This window comes from Imperialibacter sp., from assembly GCF_040222385.1.
Lineage (GTDB): Bacteria > Bacteroidota > Bacteroidia > Cytophagales > Cyclobacteriaceae > Imperialibacter.
Map to the genome: position 1 here is coordinate 348,140 of NZ_JAVKDF010000035.1, position 16,139 is coordinate 364,278.

Annotated in this window: 16 protein-coding genes; 12 read left to right on the forward strand and 4 right to left on the reverse strand. The window is 46.7% G+C overall.

Features of this window, described 5'->3' with window-relative positions; genetic code table 11:
- Nucleotides 1-92: 92 nt before the first annotated feature.
- From pyrG to RIG68_RS17430, 12 genes are all read left to right on the forward strand, one after another.
- A complete protein-coding gene (gene pyrG / locus RIG68_RS17375; protein ID WP_350125013.1) occupies nucleotides 93-1,715 on the forward strand; it encodes a CTP synthase in 1,623 nt (540 codons plus the stop codon).
- Between the two features lie 24 nt (nucleotides 1,716-1,739).
- A complete protein-coding gene (gene yidC / locus RIG68_RS17380; RefSeq protein ID WP_350125016.1) occupies nucleotides 1,740-3,560 on the forward strand; it encodes a membrane protein insertase YidC in 1,821 nt (606 codons plus the stop codon).
- Nucleotides 3,561-3,814: 254 nt separating this feature from the next.
- Complete coding sequence (locus tag RIG68_RS17385) at nucleotides 3,815-4,603, forward strand: ParA family protein (protein WP_151997090.1); 789 nt, start codon at nucleotides 3,815-3,817, stop codon at nucleotides 4,601-4,603.
- Complete coding sequence (locus RIG68_RS17390) at nucleotides 4,603-5,514, forward strand: ParB/RepB/Spo0J family partition protein (protein ID WP_350072029.1); 912 nt, start codon at nucleotides 4,603-4,605, stop codon at nucleotides 5,512-5,514. Before RIG68_RS17385 ends, RIG68_RS17390 begins: the two co-directional genes overlap by 1 nt.
- Entirely contained in the window at nucleotides 5,514-6,170 is a 657-nt protein-coding gene (locus RIG68_RS17395; RefSeq protein WP_350125021.1) for a DUF5683 domain-containing protein, read from the forward strand. Before RIG68_RS17390 ends, RIG68_RS17395 begins: the two co-directional genes overlap by 1 nt.
- A gap of 2 nt (nucleotides 6,171-6,172) precedes the next feature.
- The gene (dapB, locus tag RIG68_RS17400; RefSeq protein ID WP_350125024.1) at nucleotides 6,173-6,907 is read left to right on the forward strand and encodes a 4-hydroxy-tetrahydrodipicolinate reductase; all 735 of its coding nucleotides are present in this window, start codon (nucleotides 6,173-6,175) and stop codon (nucleotides 6,905-6,907) included.
- Nucleotides 6,908-7,222: 315 nt separating this feature from the next.
- Complete coding sequence (gene lepB / locus RIG68_RS17405) at nucleotides 7,223-8,314, forward strand: signal peptidase I (RefSeq protein ID WP_350125027.1); 1,092 nt, start codon at nucleotides 7,223-7,225, stop codon at nucleotides 8,312-8,314.
- Nucleotides 8,315-8,495: 181 nt separating this feature from the next.
- Nucleotides 8,496-9,491 carry a 2-hydroxyacid dehydrogenase gene (locus tag RIG68_RS17410; RefSeq protein WP_350125030.1) on the forward strand — a complete coding sequence of 332 codons (996 nt, stop codon included), beginning with the start codon at nucleotides 8,496-8,498 and terminating at the stop codon, nucleotides 9,489-9,491.
- A 68-nt stretch (nucleotides 9,492-9,559) separates the two neighbouring features.
- Nucleotides 9,560-10,009 carry an SRPBCC domain-containing protein gene (locus tag RIG68_RS17415; protein ID WP_350125033.1) on the forward strand — a complete coding sequence of 150 codons (450 nt, stop codon included), beginning with the start codon at nucleotides 9,560-9,562 and terminating at the stop codon, nucleotides 10,007-10,009.
- A gap of 122 nt (nucleotides 10,010-10,131) precedes the next feature.
- Nucleotides 10,132-10,542, forward strand: coding sequence for a DoxX family protein (locus RIG68_RS17420; RefSeq protein WP_350125036.1), 411 nt, complete (start codon nucleotides 10,132-10,134; stop codon nucleotides 10,540-10,542).
- Between the two features lie 112 nt (nucleotides 10,543-10,654).
- Entirely contained in the window at nucleotides 10,655-11,434 is a 780-nt protein-coding gene (locus RIG68_RS17425; RefSeq protein WP_350125039.1) for a glutaminyl-peptide cyclotransferase, read from the forward strand.
- A gap of 2 nt (nucleotides 11,435-11,436) precedes the next feature.
- Nucleotides 11,437-11,766 carry a putative quinol monooxygenase gene (locus tag RIG68_RS17430; protein ID WP_350125042.1) on the forward strand — a complete coding sequence of 110 codons (330 nt, stop codon included), beginning with the start codon at nucleotides 11,437-11,439 and terminating at the stop codon, nucleotides 11,764-11,766.
- A gap of 31 nt (nucleotides 11,767-11,797) precedes the next feature.
- Here RIG68_RS17430 and RIG68_RS17435 read toward each other — a convergent pair whose 3' ends face one another.
- The 4 genes from RIG68_RS17435 to RIG68_RS17450 all read right to left on the reverse strand — a co-directional run bounded on the left by RIG68_RS17435 (nucleotide 11,798) and on the right by RIG68_RS17450 (nucleotide 16,007).
- Nucleotides 11,798-13,066: an alpha/beta hydrolase-fold protein gene (locus RIG68_RS17435; protein WP_350125045.1), complete on the reverse strand. Its 1,269-nt coding sequence runs from the start codon at nucleotides 13,064-13,066 to the stop codon at nucleotides 11,798-11,800.
- A 36-nt stretch (nucleotides 13,067-13,102) separates the two neighbouring features.
- Nucleotides 13,103-14,179 (reverse strand): M56 family metallopeptidase, encoded by a 1,077-nt coding sequence (locus tag RIG68_RS17440; RefSeq protein WP_350125048.1) that lies wholly within the window; start codon nucleotides 14,177-14,179, stop codon nucleotides 13,103-13,105.
- Nucleotides 14,176-14,547 carry a BlaI/MecI/CopY family transcriptional regulator gene (locus RIG68_RS17445; protein ID WP_350125051.1) on the reverse strand — a complete coding sequence of 124 codons (372 nt, stop codon included), beginning with the start codon at nucleotides 14,545-14,547 and terminating at the stop codon, nucleotides 14,176-14,178. The genes RIG68_RS17440 and RIG68_RS17445 overlap by 4 nt, the downstream gene beginning before the upstream one ends.
- Before the next feature lie 185 nt (nucleotides 14,548-14,732).
- A complete protein-coding gene (locus RIG68_RS17450) occupies nucleotides 14,733-16,007 on the reverse strand; it encodes a serine hydrolase domain-containing protein (RefSeq protein WP_350125054.1) in 1,275 nt (424 codons plus the stop codon).
- Nucleotides 16,008-16,139: the final 132 nt, after the last annotated feature.

Genomic DNA, 16,139 nt, shown 5'->3' on the forward strand with positions numbered 1-16,139 from the left:
TATAGCGTCCAATCAAATTTCATTAAAGTTTAATTATTTCAGTTTTAGGCCTACCTTTGTGTCCCGAAAGAATATTTCGGAACTCACCTCTTATGTCCAAAGCAAAATACATCTTCGTAACGGGCGGCGTTACGTCTTCACTAGGCAAAGGTATTATCTCAGCATCTCTCGGCAAGTTATTGCAGGCCAGGGGTTTTCGGGTAACTATCCAAAAGTTTGACCCTTATATTAATATCGATCCGGGTACATTAAATCCCTACGAGCACGGTGAGTGTTACGTAACTGATGATGGCGCAGAAACCGATCTTGACCTTGGCCACTACGAAAGATTTCTGGACATAAAAACCTCACAGGATAATAATGTCACTACCGGGCGTATATATAACAATGTGATCACCAAAGAACGCCGGGGTGATTTTCTTGGAAAGACCGTTCAGGTGGTTCCGCACATTACTGACGAAATAAAAAACAACTTTTACAAGCTGGGAGAAACAGGCGACTACGATATCGTCATTACTGAAATCGGAGGTTGCGTAGGCGATATTGAGTCGCTTCCTTTTATTGAAGCAGTTCGCCAGGCAAGGTTTGAATTGGGCGTTAATAACTTCGTTTCCATTCACCTCACGCTTATTCCCTATCTGAAGGCCGCAGGCGAACAAAAAACCAAGCCAACGCAGCACTCTGTAAAACAACTACTGGAAGCAGGTATCCAACCAGACATTCTCGTTTGTAGAACGGAATACACGCTCACCAGCGAAATCCGCAAGAAGTTGGCACTGTTCTGCAATGTGGCCAGCAACTGCGTCATAGAAGCACAGGATGCTGAGACCATCTACGATGTGCCTCTTCTCATGAGAAAAGAAAAGCTGGATGAAAGAGTACTCACCAAGCTGAAGCTTTCTCATAAGAAAGAACCTCAAATTGAGCAGTGGAAGGAATTCCTGGGCAGGCTTAAGAATCCGACAGATGAGGTAAGAATCGCCCTTGTGGGTAAATATGTGCAACTCAAAGATGCCTACAAGTCTATTGCAGAAGCATTCGTGCATGCAGGAGCACATAATGAGTGCCGTGTGGAACTGTCCTGGATCAATTCCGAAGAACTTGACGGCGACAATGTGGTGCGTCTTTTGAAGGACAAACATGGCATTTTAGTAGCGCCAGGGTTTGGCGAACGTGGTTGGGAAGGCAAGCTTCAGGCGGTAAAATATGCCAGAGAAGATAAGATTCCTTTCTTCGGAATTTGCCTTGGTTTGCAGTGCGCTGTAATTGAATTCGCAAGAAACGTACTAAATATACCGAAGGCCAACTCAACTGAGATGGATCCGAAGACAAAAGCACCCGTCATTGATATGATGGAAGCTCAGAAAAAAGTAACCAAAATGGGTGGTACCATGAGGCTGGGTGCCTATGCATGCGAGCTGAAGAAAGGTTCCAAAGCTTTCTCGGCTTACGGTCACTCAAAAATTATGGAGCGCCACAGACACCGTTATGAGTTTAATAGTAAATACCTGGAGCAATTTGAAGAAGCTGGATTTCTTGCTACGGGTATAAACCTCGACACTAAGCTTGTGGAAATAATGGAATTGAAAGACCATCCATGGTTTGTTGGTAGTCAGTTTCACCCGGAGCTTAAAAGCACCGTGATGAACCCCCATCCTCTTTTTGTCCGCTTCGTAAAGGCTGCTCTTGCCTTTAAAAAAGAAACATATAAATAAAACATCACCTCAGAATAAGAAATAATGGATAGACAGCAAGTAATTGGGATGGTCATGATGTTGATCTTGCTCACCGTTTATTTTACATTTTTTGCCCCCGATCCTCCAGTTGAAGAGCCGATAGTAGCCACTACCGAAAGCGTGGTGCAGCCCTCGCAGGTTTCAGCCGACACAACTACCACCGCCTTCATGCCTTTAGCTGATTCGGTGAAGGACAGCCAGCTCAAAGAAAAGTTTGGCGCATTTGCAGCCATTGCTTCAGGTAAGAACAATGAGGTTGCCCTGGAAAATGACGACATCAAAGTGTCGATCAGCACCAAGGGCGGTTTTGTTTCCTCAGTTGAGCTGAAGAACTACAAAACGTACGATGGCAAACCGCTTATCCTGCTGGATGAGCAAAGCTCTAAAATGAACCTGAGCTTTGGCGGCCAAAACAGGAACCTGAAGCTCGATGATTTCTATTTCAAGCCTTCTGTTACATCAAAGAAAGTATCGGGCAAAGATTCTGTCACAGTTACTCTTAGAGCATCCCTAAGCACTGGCCAGTATATCGAGCAGGCCTACACCATTTATGGTAAAGGCTATGAGATTGGCTATTCACTGACTACCAAAGGGCTGGACAATTACCTTAGTCAGGAACCTGTTGTGCTCCAGTGGAAAAATGATGTGAAAAGAGTTGAGAGTGATCTCAAAGATTCCCGCATTCGGACGACCATCAACTATTACACAACAGCAGGCGAAACTGATGAACTCAGTGCCACATCGGAAGACCTGGAAGAAGAAACGATTAGTGAATCCATTCAATGGGTAGCCATCAAACAGAAATTCTTTACAGCGGCTATTATTGCCAATGATGGGTTTTCCGGTGCTTATGTGGCTACCAAGTATACCGTAGCAGATACCACCAAGGTGAAAGAGGCCATGGTGAGCCTTACCCTCCCAGCCGAAAGATGGAAAACCAGTGGCCTGGTTGGCAAATTGTTTTTTGGTCCTAACGAATACAATACCCTTAAAGACGTAGCGCCAGAGTTCAGCAGTAATATCAACCTGGGCTGGAGCATACTGGGCTGGATCAATAAAGGATTTACGATCCCGGTTTTTCATTTCCTGGAAGGCTTCATGACCAACTACGGTATCATCATTATCATTATCGTGATTCTGATGAGAATGATTCTTTTCCCGCTCAACTACAAGTCGTACATGAGCATGGCGAAAATGAAGGTGCTTAAGCCCGAGATAGATGAAATCAAAGCACAGTACCCTGACGACATGCAGAAGCAGCAGTCGGAAACCATGGCCCTGTACCAGAAGGTTGGCATTAACCCTCTCAGCGGTTGTATTCCCATGCTACTGCAAATGCCAATTTTGTTTGCGATGTTCTATTTCTTCCCAAATGCCATCGAGCTCAGGCAGGTGTCCTTCCTTTGGGCGCACGATTTGTCTACCTACGACAGCGTACTCAATCTACCCTTCGTCATCCCATTTTATGGTGACCACGTCAGTTTGTTCACTTTGCTGATGACGGCTTCTACCATACTTTATACCTGGAGCAACAGCCAGATGACCACCGTGCAGGGGCCTATGAAAACGCTTCAGTATATCATGCCGATTACGTTCCTGTTCTTCCTGAACTCCTACGCAGCTGGCTTGACTTACTACTATTTCGTTTCCAATATCCTCTCTTTTGGGCAGCAGGTGCTGATCAGACGGTTTGTGGATGAAGACAAAATCAAACTGAAGCTGGAAGAGAACAAAAAGAAGAACGCCAACAAGAAAAAATCATCGTTCCAGCAGCGACTCGACGAAGCCATGAAGGCAGGCAACGCTTCAAGGAAGAAGAAATAGGTTATTGGTTAATGGTTATTGGTTATTGGTTATTGGTTAATAGTGACGAAAACTGTTAACTGATAACCATTAACAAATAACATCCTGCGATTGTGAATTACCCGTGGATAACTTGGGGATTACCAAATAAGCCATTCACTAACAATTCTTCTTTATTCATCTATATTTGTGCTTCCCCCAAGAAGACCTTTGTTAAATCAGTCGCTTATTTGGAGGTTTAAACCAGTTTCCTGAACCAATTTTTGGATTTTCTCATGGGCAAAATCATTTCGATTGCGAACCAGAAAGGCGGAGTAGGTAAAACAACCTCGGCCATCAATTTAGCTGCCAGCTTAGCCGCTTTGGAGTACAAGACCCTCATTGTAGACGCTGACCCTCAGGCCAACTCTACTTCAGGTGTAGGCTTGAACCCAAAGGAGGTGGAAGTTAGTATTTACGAGTGTATGGTGAACGGAGACGATCCGCACGACGCCATCGTAAAAACAGATTTGGAGTACCTGTACCTGATGCCTTCCCACATTGACCTGGTAGGTGCCGAGGTAGAAATGGTAAGCATCAGCGGCAGAGAAGAAAAAATGAGAACGGCTCTTGGTCTGGTGAAGGATGAGTACGATTTCATCATCATCGACTGTTCTCCATCATTGGGTTTGATCACCATCAATGCCCTTGTTGCCAGCGATTCCGTAATGGTGCCCGTTCAGTGTGAGTACTTCGCCCTCGAAGGTTTAGGGAAACTCCTGAATACTATCAAGATCATTCAATCCAGGCTTAACCCAGAGCTTGAAATAGAAGGCATTTTGCTCACCATGTACGACGTGAGACTCAGGCTTTCTAACCAGGTGGTGGAAGAAGTAAATACCCACTTCAAGTCACTGGTGTTTGAAACAATCATACCAAGAAATATTAAGTTAAGTGAATCTCCAAGTTTCGGCCTGCCGGCTATTGCTCATGATGCAGAAAGCAAAGGAGCCATCAGCTACCTCAACCTGGCCGAAGAGATCCTGAAAAGGAATGAAATGAGGATTCCAAAAGTGAGCGCTTGATGACGGACAATAAACTACCTAAAAGAAGAAATGCTTTAGGAAGAGGCCTTGGGGCTTTGCTTGATGACAATACCAACACTTCCGAAAAACTAAGTGGTTCAGGAGCAGGTACGGCCAACGCTATCGGCGAGATTCCCGTAGCGCATATCGAGGTCAATCCGTTTCAGCCACGAACTGAGTTCAACAAAGAAGCATTGGCCGAGCTTTCTGAGTCCATCAAGGTTCAGGGTATTATTCAGCCAATTACCGTTAGGCAATTAAGCAAAAACCAGTTTCAGCTGATTTCCGGCGAACGTCGTTTGCAGGCATCAAAGCTAGCCGGCTTGGAAAGCATTCCCGCTTATATCAGAACGGCCGACGACCAGCAAATGCTGGAAATGGCGCTAATAGAAAATATCCAGCGGGAAAACCTAAACAGCATTGAAATTGCACTTTCCTATCAGCGGCTTATTTCAGAATGCAACCTGAAGCAGGAAGAGCTGGGTGACAGGGTTGGCAAAAACAGAACAACTGTTACCAACTACCTCAGGCTTTTGAAGCTTCCTCCTGATATCCAGATAGCACTGCGTGATGGCAGGCTTTCCATGGGGCATGCAAGAGCTATTATCGGTATCGACAATCCTGCTACCCAACTGAGTATCTTTAAGAAAATTATCAGCGAAGATCTTTCTGTCAGAAAAGTAGAGTCGTTGGTAAGGGAGTACACTCAAAAAGCGCCGGAATCACCCAATCTCAATAAAACGGCAAATCCTTCGTTATCACCCGAAGTAAAAAACCTCCAAAATAAACTATCTTCGCACTTTGGCACCCGGATCTCGCTTAAGGCAGATGAAAAAAACAAAGGAGAAATTAGAATACCTTTTGTTTCTACCGAGGACCTCAACAGAATTTTGGAAATACTGAACATCTGATGTTCCGAAAGGAAGCTTTAAAATTGATTGCAGCTACACCTGCCTGGAGATGTATATCTTTGGCGGCGTTGCTGCTTTTTTTATGTCAATTTGTGCAAGCCCAGGAAATATCAGGTGATTCGGTTGAAGTAATAACCGGCGAGCCCCTGATCATACGTGGAGATAGCGTTTCAAACCTCCCCAAAGGCATCATGCTTGAAGAAGAGCTCAGCACGCTTGATCCTCAAAAAGCTGCCATGCTTTCCGCCATATTTCCCGGTATGGGACAGGCCTATGTTGGACAAATATGGAAAGTGCCTGTTTACTATGGTGCCTTCATCGTCTTGGGACATATGATTTACACCAACAACCGTCTTTACAACATCTTCCGGCAATCTCTTTTTGCTGAAGTAGACGAGGATCCGAACACTATCAACCCGTTTCCGAGGTTTAACGAAACGGCGTTGCGCCGAAATACTGACAGCTTTCGGCGAAACAGGGACTATATGATTGTTATTTCCGGCGTGGTATACATGCTGAATATTGTAGACGCACATATCGCTGCCCACCTCGATGAATTTGATATAAATGACGAACTTGTCATCAATTACACACCCACTATTGGCAATATAAATGGCTACGCCTACGCAGGCCTGGGCATTAAAATAAGTTTTTAAGGATGAAGATATTTTTAGTTGGCTATGGAAAAATGGGTAAAACCATTGAAAAAATAGCCATTTCACGTGGCCACGAGATTGCAGGAACGCTTGAAAACCAGGTGGAGAATGTTGGAAAGCTTGTGAAAGACAGCGGCGCCAACATCGCCATAGAATTTACCCAACCGGAAGGTGCAGTAAAAAACATCACCTCGTTGATGGAAGTAAACATCCCGACCGTTTGCGGCACCACTGGCTGGCTTAGCAAATGGGATGAGGTGGTGGAGAGCTGCAAAAAAAATGATGGAGCTTTTTTCTATGCTTCCAATTATAGCCTTGGCGTCAACCTGTTTTTTCGGCTGAACAGAGGCTTAGCCAGGCTAATGCAAGACTACCCTGAGTACAAAGTAGGGCTAAAGGAGATTCACCACACAGAGAAAAAAGACGCTCCAAGTGGCACAGGCATTACACTGGCTGAAGGGATCCAAAAAGAGCGCCCTGAGTTCACCAAACTGATCAATGATAAATGTGATAATCCCGGTGTGCTAGGTATCGAATCCTTCAGAATGACGAATGTGCCAGGCACCCACAGCATACATTACACATCACCGATCGACGAAATAGAAATCAAACACACGGCCTTCAGCCGGGAAGGCTTCGCTCTTGGGGCTGTAGTGGCTGCCGAGTGGTTACTCGACAAAAAAGGAGTAAGAGGCATGGATGATTTGATGGGGTCAAAAGAAGGTGAAAAATTTTAGTTATTATTGCGGGCGAATAGCCGGAATAAATTAGAGACACAGATGAAATAGCCATAAGGAATACCATATCCAACGGAATGAGTAAAGGTATTTAAACAAGCCGTTTTCATTTTCAAAGGGGTTTAGGTTATTCCCGCTTCGGCGGCGGTTCGCCGAGCGATCGATGTGGCCATTGAAAAACAATTATATACACATGAAATAGCCATAAGGAGAGCCATACCCAGCGAAATGAATGAAGGCATTTAGATAAGTGACTTTCATTCTCAAAGGGTTTGGGCTATTCCATCTGGCCGCTAAAAATTAAATTTTATACAGATGAAATTGAAGTTTTTTGGTAAAAGGGAAGAAAAGGAGCAAGTGAAAAAATCTCCTCTGAGAGAGTGGTTAGACGCCATTGTTTTTGCAGTGGTAGCCGCTACCCTCATCCGGTGGATTTTCATGGAAGCTTTCACCATCCCCACCCCTTCCATGGAGAAATCTCTGCTCGTTGGCGACTTCCTTTTTGTAAGCAAAGTGTCGTATGGTGCCCGCACCCCGGCCACTCCTCTTCAAATACCTTTAACGCATGCCAAAATCTGGGGTACCGACGTCCCTTCTTACCTCGACTGGATCCAATTGCCGCAATATCGTTTGCCGGCCTTTAGCGAAGTGGAAAGAAACGATGTGGTTGTTTTTAACTATCCACCCGAGTTCGAGCATCCGGTCGATTTGAAAACCCACTACATCAAGCGGTGTATTGGTATCCATGGCGACGTGGTGGAAGTAAGAGAAGGGCAAGTGTACGTAAACGGTGAAAAGGGTGAAAACCCCGAGCTGATGCAATACAGGTACTTTATAAAAACTAATCAAAGGATCAACGACAGGGTATTTGCGAAATACGAAATCTCAGAGCACAACCAGCTTCAGGGTGGCTATCTGGTGCATACTACCCCAGCCACCGCCGAACTATTGAAGGCAGAACCTTTTATAGAAGATGTGATAAGCACCTTGATGCCGTCGGATCAGCCCAACCCTCGAATTTTTCCTGACGCCAATTATTTCCCATGGAATGCCGACAACTGGGGGCCTCTTGAAATACCCTATGAGGGCATGAAGCTTCAGCTGAACGACACACTCGTTGCCAAGTATGGCAGCACCATTGTTGACTACGAAGGCCATAAAAATGCTGAGGTAAAAGACTACAAACTGTATATTGGCGGCCAGGAAGTGACCGACTACACGTTCGAACAGGACTACTACTTTATGATGGGCGACAATCGCCACAACTCTGAAGATTCCCGCTTTTGGGGATTTGTACCTGCCGACCACGTGGTGGGTGAGGCTGCCTTCATCTGGCTGTCACTTGATGCCCAGGAAAGCTTCCTGAACAAAATCAGGTGGCGCAGGTTCTTCAATCTGATTGATTAACTATATTGTAGAAACTTCCCAGGCGTGATAATACGGGCCATCCTTTTTTAGGGGTGGCCCTTTTTTATGTAGCTGCAAGCGAACACAAACGACCCTGTCATTCGTTACATCAGTAAGCAGTCTTCAAAACCAATAAACCCGGTTTGGCTGTTATCTTTGCATCAAACCCCATCACGTTGTTATGAAAAGACCGGCCCACGAAACCAAAGTACTTGTAGCTAGAGAAATTCCAGACCTCGGTATCAACATGCTGAAAGAGGCAGGCTTTCAGGTAACGGTGTGGCCAGGGAAGACACCGATGACACAGCCAGAGCTGATCGAGAAGGCAAACCAAATGCACGCCATCGTTACCCTCAGCGCCGACAAACTAAACGCAAATTTCTTTCAGGAGTGCAGCCATCTCGACATTGTATCGCAGTTTGCGGCAGGGTACGACAACATCGACATACCGGCTGCGATCAAGGCAGGTATCCCAGTTGGCAATACGCCCGGAGCCATGAGCGATGCGACTGCCGACATTGCCTTCGGTCTGATGATGGCAGTGAGCCGCAAGTTCTTTCACATGCATAAAACCATTGGCAGAGGCGAATGGGGTGCCTTTCAGCCAAAAGCCAACCTGGGTCTGGAGCAAAAAGGGAAAACGCTGGGCATCTTTGGTCTCGGGGCCATCGGCATGGAAATGGCCAAACGGTGCCACGGTGCCTACGACATGGAGATCATTTACTGCAACCGCAGCCAGAACGAAGAAGCAGAAAAACGCTTTGGAGCCAAAAAAGTGAGCTTCGATGAGTTGCTGGAGAAAAGTGACGTTATCTCTGTGCACAGCGTACTCAGCGATGAAACCAGAGGTATATTCAATAAGGAAGCCTTCGATAAAATGAAGACTTCGGCTATTTTTATCAATACTTCCCGTGGTGGCACTCATAATGAAACCGACCTCATCGAAGCGTTGAAGGCAGGTACGATCTGGGGCGCCGGGCTTGATGTAACCAACCCCGAACCTATGAAAGCAGACAACCCTCTGCTCGAAATGGAAAACGTGGCTGTGCTGCCCCATATTGGCTCTGCTTCGGTCAACGCCCGAAATGAAATGTCGAGAATGGCGGCCGTCAATATTATCGAATTCTACACGACTGGTAAGGTTCCCTATATCATCAACCCCGAGGTGCTCAGCTGAGCCACTGACATAGGGTTGTCAGTAGGCCACGTTTCTTTGTCGTATGTTTCATCTAAAGCCGTTGCTTCATGCCCAAAGAAATGACAATCAAAAACACTGTTGCTATTGCTGCGCCCGCCTCCAAAGTGTGGGATGCTCTTGTTAACCCCGAACAAACCAAAAAATACATGTTTGGCTGCGAACCTGTGACCGACTGGGTGCCTGGGAGTTCAATCATTTGGAGAGGCGTGTTTGACGGGCAAGAATTGGTGGCGGTTACCGGCAAGGTGGTCAGCATAGACAAAGGAAAATCACTTGCCTACACCACGTTCGATCCCAATGGCACCTACCCCGATTTGCCTGAAAATCACCTTATCGTTACTTATAGGCTAGTGGAGAAAGGTGGAAGCACCGAATTCACAGTCACCCAGGGAGACTACTCAACAGTGGCCGAAGGACAAAAACGGTATGATGACACAATGAATGAAGGAGGATGGGCAGGCATTCTCGAGCAGATAAAAGGCATTGTGGAGGCATAAATTGTGTTTTTTTTTACAATTGAGGCCATACTATCCTGAAGTATAGTGTAAGTAAGTCATTATAAAGATGTTTTTTCTTATCAATGTATGTACATTCATTAAAGAAACATCTGCAAAATACTATGGCTACAGAACAAAAACCCTCAAAAGTACTTCATGTCGCACTATGGGTAGTACAAGTCCTCCTTGCCCTTTCTTTCGGCATGGCCGGTTTTATGAAACTTACGACACCAATTTCCGACCTGGCTGCCCAGATGGTGTGGCCCGGCGACATACCGGCCGCACTTGTCCGTTTCATCGGTGCTTCTGAGCTTGCAGCGGCGTTGGGTTTAATCCTTCCTGCCCTCACCCGTATCAAGCCTATACTCACAGCATACGCTGGCTGGGGGCTGGTCATCGTCATGCTGCTGGCTGCCTTGTTTCATGCCGGCAGAGGCGAATACTCAGGCATTGCTTTTAATCTGGTCTTTATGGCGTTGGCCTTTTTTGTGGGCTGGGGAAGGTCAAAAAAAGCACCGATTGCAGCAAAGTAATATGGAGACCAGCGTTTCTTCAAGAAACTGCTCTTCTGGAAAAGTTGGGCCTTTTTTTCTCCTATAGAGAAAGTAAAGTAATTAAATTGCCAGGAAAAGTAGACTGTACTATATGACTTACAAAAGCTTTTCCTGGCTTATCATTACCGTGTTGGCAGCGGCCTGTACTTCAACCGACAAAAAGGAAGAAGCTACGTCGGATATAATAGACTTTAAAATCCACAGCCAATTACCTCATGATACCGGCTCCTTCACCGAAGGATTTGTTGTGCACAATGGCAAGCTGTATGAAAGCACCGGCGAAGAAGGGCACTCATGGTTTGGTGTGCTTAATATCAAAACAGGCAAGCCGGAAAAGAAGGTGGATTTGGCTGAAGAGTACTTTGGCGAAGGGATTACTATCCTGAACAATAAAGTGTATCAGCTCACCTGGAAGAACAAGCAGGGCTTTGTTTACGACCTGAACACGTTCGAAAAAGTGAATGAGTTCACCTATGAAACCGAAGGCTGGGGACTTACCCACGATGGCAAAGACCTGATCATGAGCGACGGCAAAAGCAGCCTGTTTTATCTTGATAGCGCCTCCCTCAAAGTCATAAAAACACTTCCTGTTACCTACCAGGGCCAGCCCGTAACCATGATCAACGAGTTGGAATATGTAAACGGATATATCTTCGCCAACATCTGGCAAACCAATTCCATCGTAAAAATTGACCCTGCCGATGGTGAGGTCATAGGCGTTCTCGACCTCTCCGCCCTGGCCGAACAAGCCAGGATCAAAAACCCTGAAGTGGATGTACTCAACGGCATTGCCTGGTACGAAGGCACCAAATCGTTGCTGGTAACCGGCAAGTACTGGCCCACTATCTACGCACTAAAACTGGAAGAATAAACATGGCAGCTAAAACCAATCCCAAATACGGCCTTTTCGGCAAACTTAAAGCCAAGCCTGGAAAATGCGATGAGTTAATCGCTATCCTTATGGAAAGCGCAGGGACAGACATCCGCATGCCAGGCTGCCTGCAGTATCTTATCGGCAAAGACCCGGACAACGAGGATATCATCCTCATATCGGAGGTTTGGGAATCCAAGGAAGATCATGCGAACTCATTGAAACTAGAAAGTGTGAGAGCAGCTATTGCCAAAGCCATGCCTCTACTGGACGGCATGCCTGAGAAGGGTATTGTTTGGGAAGTAGTGGGTGGATTGGGGCTAGCGAGCTAACCCACCCAACAAGGTTTTTCATCGCCAACAGCTACATCTTCTCTAGTTTTTTCATCCTCTCAGCATAGTACTCCGCACCGCTAATCTCAAACGCTTTTGTCAGGTTAGCCAGGGCATTGGCATAATCACCCTGTGATTCATAATAATCAGCCATTGAGTCGTAGGCATTGGCACTTCCCGGATAGTACTCAATCCCCATCTTAAAAAACACCTCTGATTTCGCTACCTGCCCCATTTGCAGGTACATGTAGCCTGTCTGGATAAAAAGCTCCTCCGGCATGGCTGGATACGAATAACCAAAGTGGTCCTTCAGCACTTTCTCCCGCTGTTTGATCAGGGTGAGCAATTCACTCAAAGGTGTGTCAGGGCTGCTGTATTTTGTGGGCGACTGAAGCTGGTACCACTCAAACTGCCTGATGAGCCCATCACGCAAAGCAGGTAGCGGCACAGTCCAATGATAGTCATCGGGGTACGTCTTCCAAGAAAAGGAAAGGCCGTTTTGTTGCTGGCTTTCTGCGAACCTGGAAAACTCAATAATAGAACGGCCGAACAGGCTGTATTCCGAGGTGTCCTGCATCACGTTATCCAGGGTAACTGATTCATCTAGCATATGCAATTGCCCAGCACCTAAACCTATAAAAAGCGACTTCCGTTGGAACTGCCGGCTCTTTAGCGCTTCCTTTGCTTCTTTCATGAGCTTTTGGTCGTCCCAATCGAGGCTGGGGTCGATGGCGATGTAATTGTCGAACACATGGGTGTGATTGACCAGCGTGTTGATGGTGAACAAGCCGCCGTAAGAATGCCCTATGAGCGTTTTGAACTGTGAGGTTGGATACTTTCCGTCTACGTAGGGGATCAACTCAGTTTCAAGAAAACGGGTGAAGGCTTCGGCACTACCGGTAGCCTCTCTCACTTCGCCCCCATTCCGAAACTTGACTTCAGAGGTGGTCAAATCCCTCGTCCGATTGGTTCGGTTGGAAATACCCACCAGAATCATGTCGGGCAGGTGGTGGCCGGTGTAATAGCTATACACTGCCGCCAGTGCACCCAACTGTGCGCCGCCGTCCAGTAGATAAATGACCGGGTAAGTCGTCTTGCTTTCCGGGTTGAAGCCTTCAGGGAGTTGCACCCAGAAGTCTCTTTGCTCTTTCAAGACTTTCGAATAGACGCTGTCCTTCATGCCTAGCTGAAGCAGGTAAGAAGACTGCTGCTCCTGGCTACTGGCGGTGTGGCCGCTGATGACCAGGCAGACCAGGGCCAGGAAAATTTTTGCATAGTTGTTCAAGCCATGATAGTTCATATGATGGAAGTATTAGATGTAGTAGTGAGACTTGATTTACTGAGCTTGCATGCTCTGTTTCATTTGTTGCCAGTCTTCGTCGGTGAGAGGCTCAAGGTATGCGGGAAGTTTATAAACTGACCCCCGCTGGCCATTGCTCATGTTTTTGTAGATACTCATAAGCGTGTCGTATTGCCCTTTTGTTTCTATCGGCAACAGAATCCCCTCCTTCAGGTCCTTTTCGCTCATTTCGCCGGTTTCCAACACTTCTCGCATACCAGCGGTATAACGCCAGTAGTACAGCATCTCCTTGCCCGACACACCGGGATTATCGGAGCAAGAGATCAAAATGACCGCCAGCATCGGAATAATGAGTACTTGCTTCAGTGAGTACATGCGGCTCTTTCCCTTTGTCATCATTTGGAATCGTTGTTTGGTAGGAGAAAAATTGAAACCACTAACCATGTTCATCGGTTGCTGGCCATCAAGATAGCTCAGCAGAATGGCCTGATAGTGGCGGAGATCGTGCGTTCTGAGCACATCGCCATCGGCCAGAAACTCATGATTGAGCTGCATCGCCCTTTTGTACCTCCCCACCATTGGGTTGATCCAAACGAGCACTTTCACCAATTCCACCAGGAAGATATCGAGCGTATGCCACTGCTGCACATGAGCCAACTCGTGCTTTAATAGTTCCGGCGGGATGGCCTCAAACTGAGCCTTGTTGATGAAAATATAGTGAAGGAAGGAATAAGGTGAGGTCTCTTCTGTCAGGAGCACAACTATAGCCCGGCCGTACCGGCACCGTTCATGGCGGGCTGCTTTCCTGAGAAACCTGTAAATATCGACGCAGAAGCGCACCAGCAATACGGCAACGACAAGTAGATAGACAGCACCTGCCAGCCACTCCCAAAAGAAATAGTTCGTCGGGATATATGGCTCAATGGCCGTGATGGCACTTTTTACGCTTTGCGACGTATCGACGGAGATAATCGGCACCACTAGCGACACGACCAGACCACCCAACAACACCAGTCTGTTGAACCCATGACCCTTTTCGTTCTCAAAAAAAGCTTTGTAGAAAACATAAACAATGGCCAAAGACAGACTGAAGCGGATGACGTAAATAATCATTTGTCCGACTCTTTAAGTTGGTCATCAATCATATCCCGAAGCTCAAGCAGTTCTTCCTTACTTAACTTAATGTTCTTTGTAAAAAAGGAGGCAAACCTCCCGGACGACCCCTGAAAGAAGGTGGCAATCATATTCTTGACATAAGACGTAGAATAGTCTGACTTCCCGATCAGTGGGTAGTAAGCCCTCGAATTGCCATTGGCCCGAAATCCTATGGCTCCTTTGTTGGTAAGTCTCTTCAGCAAAGTGGCGATGGTAGTTACTGCCGGCTTTGGCTCGGGGTAGGCATCGATGAGGTCCTTCATATAGGTCTCGTCCGATTGCCATATGTAATTCATCAATTCCTCTTCCTTTTGTGACAACTTCATCTGCGATATATGTTGGTTATCTATCTTACTCTACAAATGTAGAGAAACTTTTCTATTCTACAAACGTAGAGCAGTGAAAACTTATTCCAACGGACGACGTGGCCCTTAAAAACAGTAATCCCCCAGTTCGACTTTGACGGCAGTCGATCTGGGGGATAAATAGTTATACCTAAAAGTTGAAACGCTTACTTCACCTCGCCTGGCACATAAGGCCCGTACACTGCATCCCTAAACTTCTTGTGTACCTGTCCGGCAAACGGCATGATCTGCACGAATAATACAGCCGTCAGGTCGTTCACAGGATCCACCCAAAACAGGGTACTGGCAGCGCCATCCCAGAAGAATTCACCTACAATGCCATGGTTCTCATCGGCAGACGCAGGTGGACGTAACCTCACGGCAAAGTCAATCCCAAAGCCAACTTGCCCTTTGCTGGGCAGCCACATGCGCTCTTTGATGTTTTCATCGAGGTGATTGGTCGCCATCAGTTTCACGGTTTCGGGCTTTAAAATCGTAACACCGTCAAGACTGCCACCATTGACATACATCTGAGCCAAGCGCATATAGTCGTCTACAGTTGAGGTAAGGCCGAAGCCACCGGGAGTAAGTGCCCATTGATTGGTATTAAAAGCATGCGCTGTTGAGTCAGGTAACTGGATCAGGTTACCACTTTCGTCTTTTCTGTACAGCGCCGATAGCCTGTCACGGTCGCTCCCAGGCACGAAATACCTGGTTTCGTTCATCCCGAGTGGGTCAAGCACATTTTTCTTCACATACTCGCCATAAGGCACCCCCGAAATCCTTTCTACCAAAAACGCCTGTACATCTACCGACGGACCATAGGCCCACTGTGTGCCGGGTTGAAACATCAACGGTATGGTGCCCATCTTCTCTGCCATTTGCACCAGGGTATTTTTCGGGTTAGCGGGGTCTACCTCCCGCAGCATGTCTCCCAAGCCCGGCATGTTGGGATTGTTAGCAAAACCTGCCGTGTGGCGGGTAATGTCTCTGATGGTAATCGGACGATCCAGCGGCTCCAGTATCATTTCCCCGGAAACAGAATCAATCCCTGCAAACACCTGCATGTCCGCAAACTCCGGAGCATATTTCGACAGTGGCTCGTCTAGCTGGAAGGCGCCTTTGTCGTAAAGCGTCATCAGCGCCGCACCCGTCACCGGTTTGGTCATTGAATAAATGATGGCGATGGTGTTTCTGTCCATGGGCGCTTTGGCCTCCCGATCAGCATATCCATAGGCATTGAAGTATACTTCTTCTCCTTTTTCAAAAATCAGCGCAGAAGCGCCCGCCACCATGCCCGTTTCTACCAGGCCGTTGAGCGTCGAATCGAGCCTGGCTTTGGCTATTTCATTGTTGGCAACCACGCCTGCTTCCTCTTTGGGTGCGCTACAGGCGATAAAACAAAGGAGAGGAATGGCAAAAAGGTATTTGGTAGCTTTCATAGTAGATAGAGTAGGTTCGCTTTTTTACAGATATTAACCTGCCTTTTTATTAAGATTCAGTTGTTAAATATAGCAAAGCTTTTCGGTTGCCTGACATACTTTACTCACTGAGACCGGGCTGCTGCATAGCAG